This is a genomic window from Pseudoflavonifractor sp. An85, assembly GCF_002161235.1.
Taxonomy (GTDB): domain Bacteria; phylum Bacillota; class Clostridia; order Oscillospirales; family Oscillospiraceae; genus Enterenecus.
This window is the reverse complement of record NZ_NFHE01000012.1, coordinates 1-16,826: the sequence shown is the minus strand read 5'-3', so window position 1 is coordinate 16,826 and position 16,826 is coordinate 1. Positions and strand designations below refer to the sequence as shown.

Sequence of the window (16,826 nt, the reverse complement as noted above, 5' to 3'; positions counted from 1 at the left end):
TGAAATTTTGTATTTTCCCAGGACATGAGCATGGGAAAATACACTTCTCAGCCCGCAAGCGTGCGAGCAACGTGAGTGCGACGCAGCGGGCTGCAACCCCCTCGAGAACGTGCTTACACGTTCGAGATTTTAGCTTCCACAACTTCAACCAAGTTTTCCACAATCCTGCGGACTGTGGTGTGGAAGGCTGTGGAGGTCCACCTGCCCCCTTTAGTTTCTTTTCAGGCTGTGGAAATGGTGTGGAAGTTTTCAAAACCCCAAACCCGTTGGGCGCGTAAGGGTTGTGGAGATTTCCACAGCTTCCGAAGCCCCTACTGCCTACTACGAATTTTTTAAACCTTTCCTCTCTTTTTTGGCGGGGAAACGAGAAAGGATGCACACCATGAAATTTTCTTGTGAGAAAGCCATTTTGCAATCCGCCGTTTTGATCGCAGGGCGCGTTGTCGCCACCAAAAGCACCATTTCAGCTCTGGAAGGTATTTTAGTGGAAGCCTCCGAAGATGGTCTGTGCCTGTCTGGCTACAATTTGGAAACCGGCATCATCACCCGGGTGGAAGCTCAAGTCACCCAGCCCGGTTCTCTCATTTTGTCGGCAAGATTGTTTGGCGAAATCATTCGCAAACTGCCCGATGACGTCATTACCGTCTCCACCGAGGGAAATTCCGTCCACATCACCTGTGGACCTACCTCTTTTGATATTATGGGAAGTCCCGCCGACGAGTTCCCCGAACTGCCCGCCGTGGACGACGGCAGTTCCGTCACTCTGACCCAGTCTGCCCTCCGGTCCATGCTCTCCCAGGTGCTCTTTGCCGTGAGCACCAACGAGTCCCGGCCCATCCACACCGGCGCTCTGTTTGAAGTAGAGGACACCACCCTAACTCTGGTGGCGGTGGACGGCTACCGTCTGGCTCTCCGTCGGGAACCTTTTATCCGTAAATTTGGCATGAATACCTTCTCTTTTGTGGTTCCTGGTAACGCTTTGACCGAAGTGGAGCGCATCTGCGCCGACAGCGACGAGGAGATCATCGTCACCCTGGGCGACCGGCACGTCACCTTCCAGGTGGGCCAGACCCTGCTGGTTTCCCGCCGTTTGGAGGGCGAATTCCTCAATTATCGCCAGACCATCCCCCAAAATAACCCCATTTCCCTGCATGTGGACACTTCCATGCTGCAGTTGTCCATCGACCGCGCCTCCCTCATTATTAATGATAAGCTGAAAAGCCCCCTGCGGTGCAAATTTGAGGACGGCTCCCTGGCCATCTCCTCCCGGACCGCCATTGGCTCCGCCTTTGACCGCTGCCCCATCGCCGGAAACGGCCAGGGCCTGGAGATCGGCTTCAACAACCGGTATTTAATGGAAGCGGTGAAGGCCGCCCCCGCCCAGGAGGTGCGCATGGAGCTGGGCACTCCCACCTCGCCCTGCCTGCTGCTGCCCAAGGAGGGGGAGACTGATAACTTCCTGTATATGATCCTGCCGGTGCGGCTGAAAGCTGGTGAATAAATATACACTGCATCGTGTATATTTATTTCCAACTGTCTCCCTAATCTTAGGAGGTATTTCCATGCAAAAGGATAAGATTCAAATTACCACTGAGTTCATCAAATTGGATGCACTTTTGAAGTTTGCCAACGCCGTGGCCACCGGCGGTGAGGCCAAGCAGATCGTCCAGGATGGTCTGGTGAAGGTCAACGGCGAAACCTGTACCATGCGGGGCAAGAAAATCCGCCCCGGTGACGTGGTGGAGGTGGATGGCCAGCTGGAGCTGACGGTGGAATGACCGTCCAGCATCTCACCTTAGAGCACTTTCGCAATTACACCCTCCTGGACGCTGATTTCCACCCAGGGGTCAACGTCATTGTGGGGGAGAATGCCCAGGGCAAGACCAATTTGTTGGAGGCCGTGGGGTATCTCTCCTCCGGGGGCTCCCACCGGGCGCGGAATCACCGGGAACTGGTGCAGTTTGGCGCGCCCCGGGCCCACGTGGTGGGGAAGCTGTTCAACGGTCAGCGGGAGCTGGTGCTGGACGCCCAGCTGCCCGTGGGAGGGCGTCGGAAGTTCACCTGCAACGGGGTGGGGCTGAAAACCCTGGGCGAGCTTTCGGGGCTGCTGCCCTCGGTGCTGTTTTGTCCTGAGGACTTGCATCTCATCCGGGAGGGGGCCGGGGTGCGGCGCCGGTTTTTGAACGACTGCATCTGTCAGCTGCGTCCCCGGTACGCCATGGCCCTGTCCAACTACCGCCGCCTGTGGGAGCACAAGACCCGGATTTTGCGGGACTGCGCCGAAAAACCCTCGCTGCTGGACGCGCTGGACGCCTTTTCCCAGCAGATGGCGGAGTATGGGGCCATTTTGATTCACTATCGGGCCCATTTCGTCCGCCGGCTCCAGGAGACGGCCCCCACCATCCATGCCGACTGTGCCGGAGGCGGGGAGAAGCTGGAGCTCCAATACCACACCGTGTCCACCGTCACCGACCCTCTGGCGGCCCCAAAGGTCATTTTGCACCAGCTGCTGGACCACATGGACAGCCACCGGCGGGCGGAGATTCAAAGCCGCAGCTGCCTGTCCGGGCCCCACAAGGACGATCTGGCACTGTCCATCAACGGCCAATCCGCCAAGGGCTTTGCCTCCCAGGGGCAGACCCGCACCGCTGCCCTGGCTTTGAAGCTGGCGGCCCGGGACATTATGTGGCAGGACACCGGGCAATGGCCGGTGCTGCTGCTGGACGACGTGCTCTCCGAGCTGGACCGGCGGCGGCAGGAATTTGTCCTCAACCGCATCTCCACCGGCCAGGTGTTCATCACCTGCTGCGAGGTGGAGAAAGAGGAATGGTTGCAGGAGGGCAAGGTGTTTCACATTAGCCAAGGGGCGCTGCAGGAGGAGTGAGGGCTTTTGTATCTCTACATGGGACAAGACATCATGGTGCCCTTTGACGACATCGTGGGCATCTTTGACTTGGATAACACCACCTGGTCCCACCGCACCCGGAAGTTTTTGGACCGGGCGGAGGAGGAGGGCCGGGTGATCTACGCAGGGGAGGACCTGCCCCGGGCCTTCATTTTGTGTGAGACGGAGGTGGAGGAGGAAGTGGTGTTCCTCTCCCAGCTCAGCGCCGCCACCTTAGCCAAGCGGGCCGCATCCAACCCCTGGAGCATCAAGGCCAGTGAAGAGTGAAAAAGAACGGATTTTGAGTATCATTTCTGTCCTTCGGACAGTTTTTCATAACCAAATATCATTTTGGAGGAACTAGCAATGTCAGAACATATGGAACACAGCCCCACCGCCGTGGAGCATGAGTACGGCGCATCGGAAATTCAGGTCCTGGAAGGTCTGGAAGCCGTCCGCAAGCGTCCGGGTATGTACATCGGCTCCACCTCGTCCTCGGGCCTACACCACCTGGTGTACGAGATCGTGGACAACGCCATCGACGAGGCTCTGGCCGGGTACTGCGACACCATCACCGTAGAGATTTTGGATGGGGATGTGATCCGGGTCACCGATAATGGCCGCGGCATCCCCGTGGACATCCAGCCCCAGACCGGACGGCCCGCCCTGGAAGTGGTGTACACTGTGTTGCACGCCGGCGGTAAGTTTGGCGGCGGCGGCTACAAGGTCTCCGGCGGCCTCCACGGCGTGGGCGCCAGCGTGGTCAACGCCCTGTCTGAGTGGCTGGAAGTGCGGGTGCACAAAAACGGCAACATCTATGAGATGAAGTTTTCCCGGGGCCATATCACCCAGGAAATGACCGTCATCGGCACCACCGACCACACCGGCACCGAGGTGGTATTCAAGCCCGACCCCGAGATGTTCGAGGACACCGTGTACGACTATGAGATCCTCCATAAGCGCATGCGGGAGCAGGCCTTCTTGAATGCCGGAATTCACATTCTCATGGCCGATCGCCGCGCTGGCCAGGAGCAGGAAGAGTCCATGTGCTACCAGGGCGGTATCCGGGAGTTTGTTACCTACATCAACAAGAACAAGACCGCCCTGCACGATGAGGTCATCTACATGTCCGGCACCCGGGACGACTCCATGGCGGAGATTGCCCTGCAGTACAACGACAGCTACAACGAGGTCATTGTCTCCTTTGCCAACAACGTGCACACCCCCGAGGGCGGTATGCACGAGGAGGGCTTCAAGCGCGCCCTCACCAACGTGCTCAACGCCTACGGCAAGAAGGCGGGGCTATTGAAGGGGGACGACAAGGTCTCCGGCGAGGACTGCCGCGAGGGCCTGACCTGCGTCATTTCTGTAAAACTCACTGAGGCCCAGTTCGAGGGCCAGACCAAGGCCAAGCTGGGCAACAGCGAGATCCGCACTCTGGTCAACGCCGTGGTGTCCGACAAGCTGGAGCAGTTTTTGGAGGAGAACCCCGCCGTGGGCCGTACCATCCTGGAAAAGGCCATGATGGCCAACCGGGCCCGTGAGGCTGCCCGCCGGGCTCGTGAAAACATCCGCCGCAAGAACGCCCTGGAGGGGGCCACCCTCCCCGGCAAGCTGGCCGACTGCTATGAGCGGGATCCCGCTTTGACCGAAATTTACATCGTGGAGGGTGACTCCGCTGGCGGCTCTGCCAAGCAGGGCCGAGATTCCCGCTTCCAGGCCATTCTCCCCCTGTGGGGCAAGATGCTCAACGTGGAGAAGGCCCGGGCGGACAAGGTGTACGGCAACGACAAGCTCACCCCCGTCATCACCGCCCTGGGCGCCGGTCTGGGGGACGAGTTTGACGAGGAGAAGCTGCGCTACCACAAGGTGGTCATCATGGCCGATGCCGACGTGGACGGCGCCCACATCCGTACCCTGCTTTTGACCTTCTTCTTCCGCTTCATGCGCCCCCTCATTGACCGGGGCTATGTGTACGCCGCCGTGCCTCCCCTGTACAAGCTGACCCGGGGCAAGGTGACCCGAGTGGCCTTCTCCGACCCCGAGCGAGACCAGATTTCCGCAGAGATGCGCGGGGACAACCCCAACGCCAAGGTGGACATCAGCCGCTTTAAGGGCTTGGGCGAGATGGACCCCCACGAGCTGTGGGAGACCACCATGAACCCTGAGACCCGTACCCTCAAGCGCATCACCCTGGAGGACGCCGTGCGGGCGGACGAGATTTTTACCCTGCTCATGGGCGAGAAAGTGGAGCCTCGTCGGGAATACATTGAGCGCAACGCCGACAAGGCCATGAACCTGGACTATTGAGGAGATTGCATCCATGGCAAACAAAGAAGATTACCAGAGTCGGGATATTTCCTTTCCCGACCAGAAAATTGTAGAGATCAACTTGGAACACGAGATGGAGAACGCGTACATCGAGTACGCCATGTCCGTCATCGTGGGCCGTGCCCTGCCTGACGTGCGGGACGGTTTGAAGCCGGTGCACCGCCGCATTTTGTACTCCATGTACGAGAGCGGCCTCACCAGCGACAAGCCCTTTAAGAAGTCCGCCACCTGCGTGGGCGACGTGCTGGGTAAATATCATCCCCACGGCGACGCCTCCGTGTACGACGCCATGGTGCGTCTGGCCCAGGACTTCTCCATGCGCTACCCCCTGGTGGACGGCCACGGCAACTTCGGCTCCGTGGACGGCGACCCCCCGGCCGCCTACCGTTACACCGAGGCCCGCATGTCCAAGATGTGCAACGAGATGCTGCGGGACATCGACAAGGACACCGTGGACTGGGACCCCAACTTCGACGAGTCCCTGAAAGAGCCCAAGGTGCTCCCTTCTCGCTTCCCCAACCTGCTGGTCAACGGCTCCTCCGGCATCGCCGTGGGTATGACCACCAACATCCCGCCCCACAATCTGCGGGAGGTCATTGACGCCACCATCTGCGTGCTGGACAATGAGCACGCCACCCTGGACGATCTGATGGAGCACATCAAGGGCCCCGACTTCCCCACCCGGGGCATCATCATGGGCCGTGCCGGTATCCGGGCCGCCTATGCCACCGGTAAGGGCCACCTGAAGGTGCGGGCTCGCACCGAGATGGAGGAGTTCGGCAACGGCCGCACCCGCATCATCGTCACCGAGCTGCCCTACCAGGTCAACAAGTCCCGTCTGGTGGAGAACATTGCCGAGCAGGTGAAGGACAAGCGCCTGGAGGGCATTTCCGGCCTGCGGGACGAGTCCGACGGCAAGAAGGGCATGCGCATTGTCATTGAGCTGAAAAAGGACGCCAACCCCCAGGTGACCCTGAACCGGCTGTTTGCCCAGACCCAGATGCAGACCACCTTCGGCGTGGTGCTGCTGGCTCTGGTGAACAACCAAAAGCAGCCCAAGATTCTCACCCTGCGCCAGATTCTGGACGAGTACATTTCCTTCCAGGAGGATGTGCTCACCCGGCGTACCCAGTACGATTTGAAGAAGGCCCAGGAGCGGGCTCACCTGCTGCGTGGCCTGCTCATCGCCCAGGACAACATCGACGAGGTCATTCACATCATCCGTTCCAGCTACGACGACGCCAAGGAGAAGTTGATGGAGCGCTTCGGGCTGGACGACGTACAGGCCCAGGCCATTCTGGACATGCGCCTGAAGGCTCTGCAGGGTCTGGACCGGGAGAAGCTGCAGGCGGAGTTCGACGAGCTGCAGGCCCGCATCGCCTACTACAACCAGCTGCTCTCCGACGAGACCATGCTGCGGGGCGTGCTGAAAGAGGAGCTCATCCAGATCCGGGACAAGTACGGCGACGAGCGCCGCACCGAGATCGGCTTTGCCGAGGACGACCTGGACATTGAGGACCTGATCGTGGAGGAGCAGTGCGTGTTCACCATGACTGCCAACGGCTACATCAAGCGCACCTCCGCCAGCGAGTACGCCGCCCAGGGCAAGGGCGGTATGGGTAAGAAGGGCATGGCCACCCGGGAGGAGGACTACGTGAACACCGTGTTCACCGCCTCCACCCACGACTGGATTTTGTTCTTCACCGACAAGGGCCGGGTGTTCCGCAAGAAGGGCTATCAGATCACCGAGGCGGGCCGCACCGCCCGGGGCACCAACATTGTCAACGTGCTCCAGGTGGACGGGGACGAGCGGGTCACCGAGATGATCCATACCCGGGACCTCACCGCCCAGGACCGCTATCTGGTGATGATGACCCGCAACGGCACGGTGAAGCGCATCGCCATGGACGCCCTGCGCAACCTGCGCAACAACGGCCTGCGGGTCATTACCCTGGAGGAAGGGGACGAACTCATTACCGTGCGGGAGACCGACGGCACGAGAAACATCCTCATTGCCACCCATGACGGCCAGGCCATCTGCTTTGCCGAGACCGACGTGCGTGTCATGGGCCGCACCGCCGTGGGCGTGCGGGGCATCCGCCTAAAGGAAGGGGACTACGTGGTGGGCGCTGCCCGGGCCACCCCCGGCAAGGCGGTTCTCTCCATCACCCAGAACGGCTACGGCAAGCGCACCGCCGTGGAGGAGTACCGGATCACCAACCGTGGCGGTCTGGGCATCCGCAACTACATGGTCACCGACAAGACCGGCCCTGTGGTGGGCATTAAGGTGGTGGACGGCAGCGAGGACCTGATTCTGGTCACCCAGTCCGGCACCCTCATCCGTACCGACGTGGACGGCATCCGTCTGGCTGGCCGCTCCACCCAGGGCGTCATCGTCATGCGCTTCAAGGAGGAGGGAGACCAGGTCATCGCCCTGGCCTTGGCCGACAAGGCGCCCGAGGAGAACACCCCGGATACTGACACTTCAACAACTGTGGAAAACTCTGTGGAAGCTGTGGAAGCTGAATAATAGTATTTTAAAAATAACGGAAAACCGCAAAATCTGCGGTTTTCCGTTATTTTTTTATGAACAAAAAAGTGAAACGATTTACGGTGAAAGTGTATAAATGGGGGCATGCGAAACCTATTGATTTAACACCTTAAATAGAAAACATACAAATATATTGTGCATTATGTACTTATTAAACGTTTTAAAAATAATTGAAATTATATGAATCTCATGATAGAATGGAAAAAACTTGAGAATGGGCAGGTGGTACATCAAGAGACGAGGCAAGCGCGCGACCCGGTGTGTGATACGCCCCAGGGGCGTATGGCCAAATACAAACGGAAAGGAAAGGAAGGGAACACATGATCAAAAAGGGAGAATTGTTCCGAAAAAGAATTGTCCCAATGGCATTGTCTGCCTCCATGGTGCTGTCCATGGTGGCGGTGTTGCCGGTGGAGGTCAAGGCTGAAGAGCCGGCCACGGATGACCGCATCTCCAACAAGAGCCTGACGGCGGAGATCGGCGATCTGGGTCAGATCTCACTGCTGACCATCAACAACAACCGCACCAACAGCTATGGTGAGGATGTTAACTTTGTTCTGCCCAACGACACGGCTCAGCAGAACAATGAGGCCCACCAGTGGATGGGCGAGATGATTTTCTCCTATCGTACCAGTGAGGATGGAACCTTCCCCGAGGACAACTCGGGCTTTGTGGAGGTGGACACCAACAAGACCCTGGCCGCTGGCGGCTCCACCACCTATTCCAACGCCTCCGAGAATCTGGAGAACAACCCCTACATCGACAAGGATGTCATCAGCGACAAAGAGGTGGAAGTTACCATCAAGGGCCAGAACCTGGACTCCACCGACGAGCGCACCATGAAGGGGTTCGATGTTACTTCCAACTACAATATGAACACCGAGGATGGCTCTCTGCTGTGGTCCATCACCCTGGAAAACACCAGCGATGAGTACATTGAGTTCGGCGACGTGGGCCTGCCCATGCCCTGGAACAACAAGTATGCCACCATCGACGACACCTATAACAACCGCGTCACCGTGCACACCTTTGCCGGTGCGGACAGCGGCTACGCCTATGCCATCCGGTGCAGCGGCGAGGGCAACTACATGCTGTTCACCCCTGTGGTGGAGACCGGCGCCCGCATCGAGTACATCGACCAGTGGACCGGCACCATCAACGGCGTGGTGGGCACCCGGTCCGGGGAGCTGTACCAGAACTGGACCAGCGACACCGGCGGCTGGTTCCCCGGCCTGAGTGTGTACTACATCCACTCCAAGGACATTCAGGAGACCGGCCGCGGCTACTATACCGACGCCACCAGCCTGGTACTGGAGCCCGGTGAGAGCCAGACCTATCAGTTCAAGTTCTCCGCCGTCCGGGCCGGAGACAACGACCCCCAGACCAGCGCCGAGGACCACAACAATGCCTCCAACTCCGTGGAGGAGCGAGAGAACAACATGCGCTCCATCCTGTACAACGAGGGCCTCATTGACGCTGTGGCGGTGCCTGGCTTCCAGACCGCCATTAACATGACCACCAAGCTGGACCTGCACTACGACGAGGATCTGGTCAAGGACGTGGAGGTGGATGTCCAGTGCGTCCATGAAAACGACCCCTTTGACGAGGCCCACATCCCCCAGCAGACGGAAGGGTTGGTGAACAACAACAAGGCTGTGGATTGCGCCGGCGTGGATGCGGATTCCGCCACCCTGGTGGAGACCAAGGTAGTGGACGGGGAGACCCACCACATCTATGAGCTGAAGTTTGGCTGCATCGGCAACAACAGCGTCCGGGTGGAGTACACCACTGCAGACGGGGAGCGCAAGTTCACCCAGTACGAGTTCAACGTGCTGGAGGAGCTGGACGAGATCATTAACGCCCACTCCGACTTCATGGTGGACAAGACCCAGGACACCGATCCCAACAGCCCCACCTACGGCATTTATAGTGACTGGTATATCTCCACTGAGAGCATCGACCCCACCCAGCAGACCCACTGGGGCGATGACTGGAGCCATGACAATATCAACTTCATGGCCATGAAGAACTACCTGGATCCCGACCCCAAAGAGGTGGAGTCCATGGAGACCTACTTCATCGACTTTATGTGGAACAACTACATGAAGTACACCCAGGACACCTATACCGTGGCCAACTACCTCAGCGGATCGGGCATTTACAGTGACTCCGCCTCTCCCTACACCCGTACCTTCTCCGAGGTGATGGAGGCCACCGGATTCTTCAACATGTACCGCATCGTCAAGGCCTACCCCGACCTCATTGACTATCGGGAGGATGCCCAGTGGTACCTGGAGAAGGCCGCTGGTATCTACCTCAACCGGGTGGACACCGGTGCCATCGGCTTCTACGGCGAGCAGCAGATCCCCGACATGATCGAGGCGTTGCGCACCGAGGGCATGGATGAGGAGGCCGACGCCCTGCAAGAACAGTTTGCTCTGGGCAAGGGCACCAACATGGCCCAGGCCCAGTACCCCTACGGCTCCGAGTTTGAGTACGATAACACCGGCGAAGAGGGCGCTTACGCCGCCGCCAAGGCCCTGCGGGAGTACTATCCCGACAAGGAGGGCGTAGCCGCCGCCGCTCTGGAGAACATGGAGAAGGCCGAGTGGAAGACCCGCGCCATGCGCGGCATTCAGCCCACCTGGTACCAGTATGCCGACCCCGTGTTCCGTGGCGGTGAGAGCTGGTGGAACTTCCAGTACACCGCTTCTCTGGCTGGTTACATCATGGATGACTGGCTGCGCTATGAGAATAACGGCTGGGATACCGATTCCTCCGCCTGGGCGGCCCGGCTCAACTACGCTGCCAAGCTGTCCAACTTCAACGCCGTGAACATGGGCCAGATTTCCGACCAGAGCGTGGGCAGCGTCAGCTGGCGCTACACCATGTCCAAGGGCGGCTACGGCGCTCAGAACGTCAACGACGGCGGCAGCCGCATTATGAACAACGGCTGGAACGATTTCTCCGGTGAGAGTGAAGAAGGCCTGTATGGCTCTCTGCTGAGCATCAGCGCTGACATCACCACCGACCCCATTTTCGGCCTCTACGGCTACGGTGCGGAAGTGTCCAAGAGCGGCACCCGCTACACCATCACCCCCACCGATGGCATCGGTAAGCGCATCAACTTGATTGACGAGAAGGTGTACGTGGAGCTGGTACAGGACGCCTGCACCACCGCAGTTCTGGACGGCACCGGCACCTACTTTAACCTGAACGTGAACAACACCACCGGTACCCAGCACATGCTCACCATCGAGCTCAGCGGCGCTGGCGTTACCGACGGCTATTACTCCATCCAGGTCAACGGCCAGGACAGCGGCCAGTGCTACGTCACGGGCAACCATGGCATTGCCTACGCCAACATTTCCGAGGGAGCCACCGCTGAGGTGACTATTCAGAAGATGGACGACGGCAAGAACACCGCCCCTGTCATCGAGTCTGTGGATGTGGAAGAAGAGCCTCAGGCTCTGGTGCCTTTCCGCGTGGAGTCCACCGTGTACGATGACGGCGCTCCCAACGGCACCCTGACCTACAACTGGGAGGTCACCAAGGCTCCCCAGGGCGGCGAGCTGACCTTCTCCGCCACCGATGACCCCTATGCAGAAGTGACCGCCAACCTGGACGGCGTGTACACCGTGAAGCTCTCCGTCAGAGACGGAGAGCTGTCTGCCGAGACCACCGTGGACATCCCGGTGGGAGAGGCCCCCGAAAAGACGGCCCCGGTGATTGATGAGATTTCCGCCGTGCAGCATCCCACCAACACCACCGTGGCCGAGCTGGAAGGCTCCGCCACCGGAGACTCCGTGTACAACAACGAGTTGAAGCACCAGTGGAGCGTGGTTTCCCAGCCCGAGGGCGGCAACGCCGTGCTGGCCAATGCCCACCAGCCCCAGGCCATGATGAAGGCCTATGCCCCCGGCACCTACACCCTGCGCCTGACCGTCACCGACCCCTCCTCCACCAGCTATGATGGGGACGTGTCCTCCACTAAGGATATCACCGTGGAGATGACCGGTAAGGTGGACGGCGTGGAGCGGGCCGGTACCGTGCTCACCAGCGTGGGTACTGCCCCTGAGCTGCCCAAGACCATGACCCTGATCGACGGGGAGGGCAACCAGGCTGAGCATTCTATCACTTGGGATGCAGTGAGCGAGGATTCCTACGCCCAGAAGGGCGAATTCACCGTCTCCGGTGTGGCCCAGGATGATGCTAGCCTGAAGGTGGAAGTCAACGTCATGGTGGTGGAAGGCACCGCTCAGAACGTGGCCCTCATCGGCATCCCCTCCGCCATCATCAATACCCCCCAGGATCTGGGTGGCGTGGCCGGCCTCAACGACGGCTATGATCCAGTCAGCTCCCGGGACACCAGCCACGGCGTGTGGCACAACTGGCTGGGCGATCAGAACGGCACCGCCTGGGTCCAGTATGACTGGGATTCCGAAGTGACCATCTATCAGTCCAACGCCTACTACTATACCGACGGCAACTTTGTCCCCGCGGAGGTGTGGTACGAGTATCTGGACGCCAACGGCGATTGGCGGCCTGTGGTCAACGCTCAGGGTTGCGGCAATGCCTTGAACCAGTACAACGTGACCACCTTTGACCCCGTCACCACCACTGCCATCCGCATGTGGATGAACCCCAAGACCAAGGGCTGCGGCGTCATTGAGTGGCAGGTCATGGGCTACGCCGACGGCGTGGTGGACAAGGTACAGCTGCGCCGTGTGGTGGATCAGGCCAACGGCCTGAACCTGGACCTGTTCGACCTGACCGAGCAGGAACTGGCCGACTTTGAGGCTCTGGTGGCCCAGGCCGAGGAGCTGCTGGACAACCGAGAGGCCACCCAGGAGCAGGTGGACGCCATGGCTGGTCAGCTGGCCGCTGCCATTGCCGCTCTGCCCACCGCTGACGGCAACATGGCCTACTCCGCCTCCGTATCCACCAGCTACGTCTCCGGTTGGGAGAAAGTGGAGGCCGTCAACGACGGCAAGATTCCTGCCAACTCCTTTAACCCCGCCGGTCCCCGCTATGGCTCCTGGGGCAACTCCAGTGCCTATGAGACCGTGACCTATACCTGGAACGCCCCCATCACCCTCACCGGCGCCGACATCTACTTCTGGTATGACGGCACCCAGGGCGATCCCACCAGCGGCGGCATCAAAGCCCCCAAGGAGTACTACTACGAGTATCTGGACAGCAATGGCAACTGGCAGAAGGTAGAAAACCCCTCCGCCTACACCACCAACATGGACGGATACAACAACACCACTTTTGACCCCGTCAGCACCACCTCCATCCGCATCACCATGATGAAGCAGAACAACGACGGCAACGGCGTGGGCATCATGGAGTGGAAGGTGTACAGCGAGCAGACCGAGCCTCAGCTGCCCACCTTGGATGATCTGAAGGACCTCCTCGCCCAGGTTGAGGGCGAGGACGAGAGCCTGTACACCGCCGAGAGCTGGGCCGTGTTCCAGCAGGCCTTGACGGCCGCTCAGGCCGTGGTGGACAAGGGATCCCAGGACGGTGAGGAGATCCAGAAAGCCATGAACGATCTGCGCACGGCCTGGAAGGGCCTGGAGCAGAAGCCCGCCGAGAGCGGCAACATTGCTCTGGATGCCACTGTCGACGGCATCTGCGACTACGTCAACGACCTGGGCGGTCTGGCCACCCTCAACGATGGCTATGAGCCCACCAGCTCCGGGGACCGGGATCACGGTACCTGGCACAACTGGAACCACCGCTATGACGGGGATGGCAACATCCAAAACGCCTGGCTGACCTACACCTGGGACCAGCCCATGGTTCTGGACAGCACCAGCGTGTACTACTTCACCGACGGCGGCGGCATCCGCATGCCCGAGTCTGTGACCTTCCAGTACCTGGACGAGAATGGCCAGTGGGTGGACATCACCGGCGTCACCCCCGGCTGTGAGGCCAACCAGTACAACACCACCAACCTGGGCGGCATCGTCACCACCGCCTTGCGCATGGAGATGGAGCCCCAGTTCAACGTGGCCGGGGATCCCGCCAGCGGTGTGGGCGTCATCGAGTGGCAGGTCAACGGCTCGGTGTATGTGGAAGAGCCTGAGACCGCCGACAAGACCCAGCTGGAAGCTCTGATCAACGAGGTTCTGGCCCTGAACGAGGCGGATTACACCGCTGAGAGCTGGGCGGCCCTCCAGACCGCTCTGGCGGATGCCCAGGCTGTTATGGCCGACGACACCGCCACCCAGACCCAGGTGGACGAGGCCTATCAGGCCCTGGCTGATGCCAAGAATGCCCTGGAGGAGAAGCCTGTGGTGAAGGATGCGCTGAACGCCGCCATCGCCGAGGCCGAGAAGCTCCAGGAAGAGGACTACACCGCCGAGACTTGGGCCACCTTCGCCCGTGCTCTGGCCAATGCCAAGGCTGTGGCCGAGAACGAGAAAGCCACCCAGGCTGAGGTGGATGCCGCCACCGCCGCCCTCAACGAGGCCAAGGGTGCCTTGGAGCAGGTGGAGCAGCCTCCTGTAGACCAGGCCGACAAGACCCAGCTGAAGGCCCTGCTGGATGAGGTGGGCGCTTACGCCCAGGTGGACTACACCGCCGAGACTTGGGCTGTGTTTGCCCAGGCCCTCCAGGACGCCTATCTGGTGTATCAGGATGCCAGCGCCACCCAGGCTGAGGTGGATCAGGCCCGGGATGCCCTGCAGGCCGCTGCAGACGGCCTGGAGAAGGTGCGGGCGGACGTGGATCTTTCCCAGCTGCGTCAGCTCATTGCCAAGGCCCAGAGCCTGAAGGAAGCCGATTACACCGCCGAGAGCTGGGCTATGCTGCAAGACGTCCTCCAGGATGCCATTAAAGCAGCCAACCAGCTTGATGTGACCCAGGATGTGGTGGATGCCCTGGCAGACGCCCTCCAGGGTGCCATGGACCGTCTGGAGAAGGTCAACGACACCGATGACGATACCCAGACCGGCGACCAGGATGACGAGCCCATCACGGACACCGGGGACCAGAATAACCTGACCCTGTATGTGGTGATTCTGTTGGTGGCAGCTGCCATGTGCGTGGGCGCTGTGGTGCTCCGCCGCAAGCTGCGCTTCTAATCCACACATTTCCCGCATAAAAATTCCCGCCGCGGCAAAAGGCTGCGGCGGGAATTTTGTCTGATGGGGCCTGTCATTGACAGGGGGGAGAAATTTTGATACAATCCCGCTGATTGTACCATTCTGTCAAGCATATGGGGGAAACACCGATGAAAACGGTCACGTTATATACCGATGGAGCTTGTTCCGGCAATCCCGGCCCCGGGGGCTGGGGGTGTATTTTGATGTATGGGCCCCACAAAAAGGAGCTCTCCGGCGGGGAGCGCAACACCACCAACAACCGCATGGAATTAACCGGAGTCATCCGGGGGCTCCAGGCCCTCACCGAACCCTGCATCGTGGAGTTGTACTCCGACTCCAAGTACGTCATCGACGCCCTGCAAAAGGGGTGGGCCAAAGGCTGGAAGGCCCGGGGCTGGGTGAAGGCGGACAAAAAGCCCGCCCTCAACTCCGATTTGTGGGAGATTTTGCTGGGCCTGTGCGAAAAACACACCGTCAACCTCCACTGGGTCAAGGGTCACGCCTCCAACCCCTACAACAACCGCTGTGACGAGCTGGCGGTGGGGGAGTGGAAGCGGCTGAAGGGGGAATGAGCCATGGAAATCCTGGTCACCGGGTTTGAGCCCTTCGGGGGCGAGACCACAAACCCCTCCATGGAGCTTGTAAAGGCCCTGGAGCCTCAAATCGGAGAGGCCCATATCCATACCGCCATTCTGCCGGTCACCGCCTCTGGCGGCTTACAGGCGGCTTTACAGGCCATTGAGAAAATCGGGCCGGACGCGGTGGTATGTGTGGGTCAGGCGGGGGGCCGCTGCGCCGTCACCGTGGAGCGGGTTGCGGTGAATGTGGACGACTTCTCCATCCCTGACAATGAGGGGCAGCAGCCCCGGAATGTGCCCATTGTGGAAGGGGGCCCCGATGCCTACCTGTCCACGCTCCCGCTTGAGAAGATGGTGGAGGGGATGCGGGGAGCGGGCGTGCCGGCGGCCATCTCCAACAGCGCGGGCACCTATGTATGCAACCATGTGATGTATGGGGTGGCCCATTACCTGGCCCAATATAAGCCCACAGCCAAGAGCGGTTTCATCCACATCCCGTACTTGCCCCAGCAGGTGCTGGACAAGCCGGACAAGCCCAGCATGGGGCTGGAACTGGCCCTGCGGGGGATAACAGCGGGATTGGAAGTGCTGGCAGCATCCAAATAAGCAAAACAAGGCCCGGAGCGTGTGCTCCGGGCCTGTTGTGTGTCAGAACTCTCTTTTCTCATCATATCATAAATGAAGACACCGGGCCAGACTTTTTTTCCCGCAAAGGCTGGGGTAGAATGAGGATACCAGATCATCTTTGTGAGGAGGAGGCGAGCATTATGGAGGAGAACAAGAGAGTATATCAGGTGATCATTGCCATTCTGGCGGTGGTGGCGGTGGCGCTGGCGGCAGGGAATGTGTATTTTCTCACCCGGCCCGACGAGCCGCCGGATTACCAGGTGGTCATTGGGGTGCCCAAGGGCGGTAATGCCGTGGATTTTACCCAGTCTGAGATTCTCAACCACGACGAAACGCAGACCGTGATCTTCGGACTCATTGATGCCGAGCGGATGGAGGAGTCCCTGATGCCTACGTCAGACCCGGACGCAGTGATGTACATTTCTGTGCCAGAGGATGGCATCATCTACTATCAGACCAGCATTTGGCTGAAGGAAGATGGTGTGTGGATGCGCACAGGAGATCATTTATTCCAGTATCTTCCCAACGGCTATGGTGGGGAGAAGATGGCACAAATCGTCCAGAAGCAGCTGGACCTGGGAGCAAAATCCATCGTTGAATAAAAAGCAAGGCCCGGGGCACATTGATATGCTCCCTCTATGAGAGACAGTGAAATAAAACACTGTCAATCATGGAGGGAGCATTGTCATGCCAAGGAAGCAAAAGTTAGGTGTAGAAGAAAAGATCAAGATTATACGAGA

At 59.6% G+C, this 16,826-nt stretch carries 10 protein-coding genes; all 10 read left to right on the top strand.

Annotated features, from left to right (window positions below; translation table 11 throughout):
• Positions 1–382 precede the first annotated feature (382 nt).
• Entirely contained in the window at positions 383–1,501 is a 1,119-nt protein-coding gene (dnaN, locus tag B5G37_RS07300) for a DNA polymerase III subunit beta (RefSeq protein ID WP_087255978.1), read from the top strand.
• A gap of 61 nt (positions 1,502–1,562) precedes the next feature.
• A complete protein-coding gene (locus B5G37_RS07295; protein WP_087255976.1) occupies positions 1,563–1,778 on the top strand; it encodes an RNA-binding S4 domain-containing protein in 216 nt (71 codons plus the stop codon).
• The gene (recF, locus tag B5G37_RS07290; protein ID WP_087255974.1) at positions 1,775–2,884 is read left to right on the top strand and encodes a DNA replication/repair protein RecF; all 1,110 of its coding nucleotides are present in this window, start codon (positions 1,775–1,777) and stop codon (positions 2,882–2,884) included. Before B5G37_RS07295 ends, recF begins: the two co-directional genes overlap by 4 nt.
• Positions 2,885–2,890: 6 nt before the next feature.
• Positions 2,891–3,172 (top strand): extracellular matrix/biofilm biosynthesis regulator RemA family protein, encoded by a 282-nt coding sequence (locus B5G37_RS07285; protein ID WP_087255972.1) that lies wholly within the window; start codon positions 2,891–2,893, stop codon positions 3,170–3,172.
• 78 nt (positions 3,173–3,250) lie between these two features.
• On the top strand, positions 3,251–5,194 hold the full coding sequence (gene gyrB / locus B5G37_RS07280) for a DNA topoisomerase (ATP-hydrolyzing) subunit B (protein ID WP_087255971.1): 1,944 nt from the start codon (positions 3,251–3,253) through the stop codon (positions 5,192–5,194).
• A gap of 13 nt (positions 5,195–5,207) precedes the next feature.
• Entirely contained in the window at positions 5,208–7,745 is a 2,538-nt protein-coding gene (gene gyrA / locus B5G37_RS07275; protein WP_087255969.1) for a DNA gyrase subunit A, read from the top strand.
• Positions 7,746–8,086: 341 nt separating this feature from the next.
• The gene (locus tag B5G37_RS07270; RefSeq protein WP_087255966.1) at positions 8,087–14,860 is read left to right on the top strand and encodes a DUF5695 domain-containing protein; all 6,774 of its coding nucleotides are present in this window, start codon (positions 8,087–8,089) and stop codon (positions 14,858–14,860) included.
• Between the two features lie 149 nt (positions 14,861–15,009).
• The gene (gene rnhA / locus B5G37_RS07265; protein WP_087255963.1) at positions 15,010–15,453 is read left to right on the top strand and encodes a ribonuclease HI; all 444 of its coding nucleotides are present in this window, start codon (positions 15,010–15,012) and stop codon (positions 15,451–15,453) included.
• Positions 15,454–15,456: 3 nt separating this feature from the next.
• On the top strand, positions 15,457–16,065 hold the full coding sequence (pcp, locus tag B5G37_RS07260; RefSeq protein ID WP_087255959.1) for a pyroglutamyl-peptidase I: 609 nt from the start codon (positions 15,457–15,459) through the stop codon (positions 16,063–16,065).
• A 161-nt stretch (positions 16,066–16,226) separates the two neighbouring features.
• The gene (locus B5G37_RS07255) at positions 16,227–16,688 is read left to right on the top strand and encodes a hypothetical protein (protein ID WP_087255956.1); all 462 of its coding nucleotides are present in this window, start codon (positions 16,227–16,229) and stop codon (positions 16,686–16,688) included.
• The last annotated feature ends 138 nt before the right edge of the window (positions 16,689–16,826 follow it).

Bases quoted from the DNA above. Each gene is read 5' to 3' on its own strand.
- pcp (WP_087255959.1), top strand. From the start codon at position 15,457: ATGGAAATCCTGGTCACCGGGTTTGAGCCCTTCGGGGGCGAGACCACA.
- B5G37_RS07295 (WP_087255976.1), top strand. From the start codon at position 1,563: ATGCAAAAGGATAAGATTCAAATTACCACTGAGTTCATCAAATTGGAT.
- gyrB (WP_087255971.1), top strand. From the start codon at position 3,251: ATGTCAGAACATATGGAACACAGCCCCACCGCCGTGGAGCATGAGTAC.
- dnaN (WP_087255978.1), top strand. From the start codon at position 383: ATGAAATTTTCTTGTGAGAAAGCCATTTTGCAATCCGCCGTTTTGATC.
- recF (WP_087255974.1), top strand. From the start codon at position 1,775: ATGACCGTCCAGCATCTCACCTTAGAGCACTTTCGCAATTACACCCTC.
- rnhA (WP_087255963.1), top strand. From the start codon at position 15,010: ATGAAAACGGTCACGTTATATACCGATGGAGCTTGTTCCGGCAATCCC.
- B5G37_RS07255 (WP_087255956.1), top strand. From the start codon at position 16,227: ATGGAGGAGAACAAGAGAGTATATCAGGTGATCATTGCCATTCTGGCG.
- B5G37_RS07270 (WP_087255966.1), top strand. From the start codon at position 8,087: ATGATCAAAAAGGGAGAATTGTTCCGAAAAAGAATTGTCCCAATGGCA.
- gyrA (WP_087255969.1), top strand. From the start codon at position 5,208: ATGGCAAACAAAGAAGATTACCAGAGTCGGGATATTTCCTTTCCCGAC.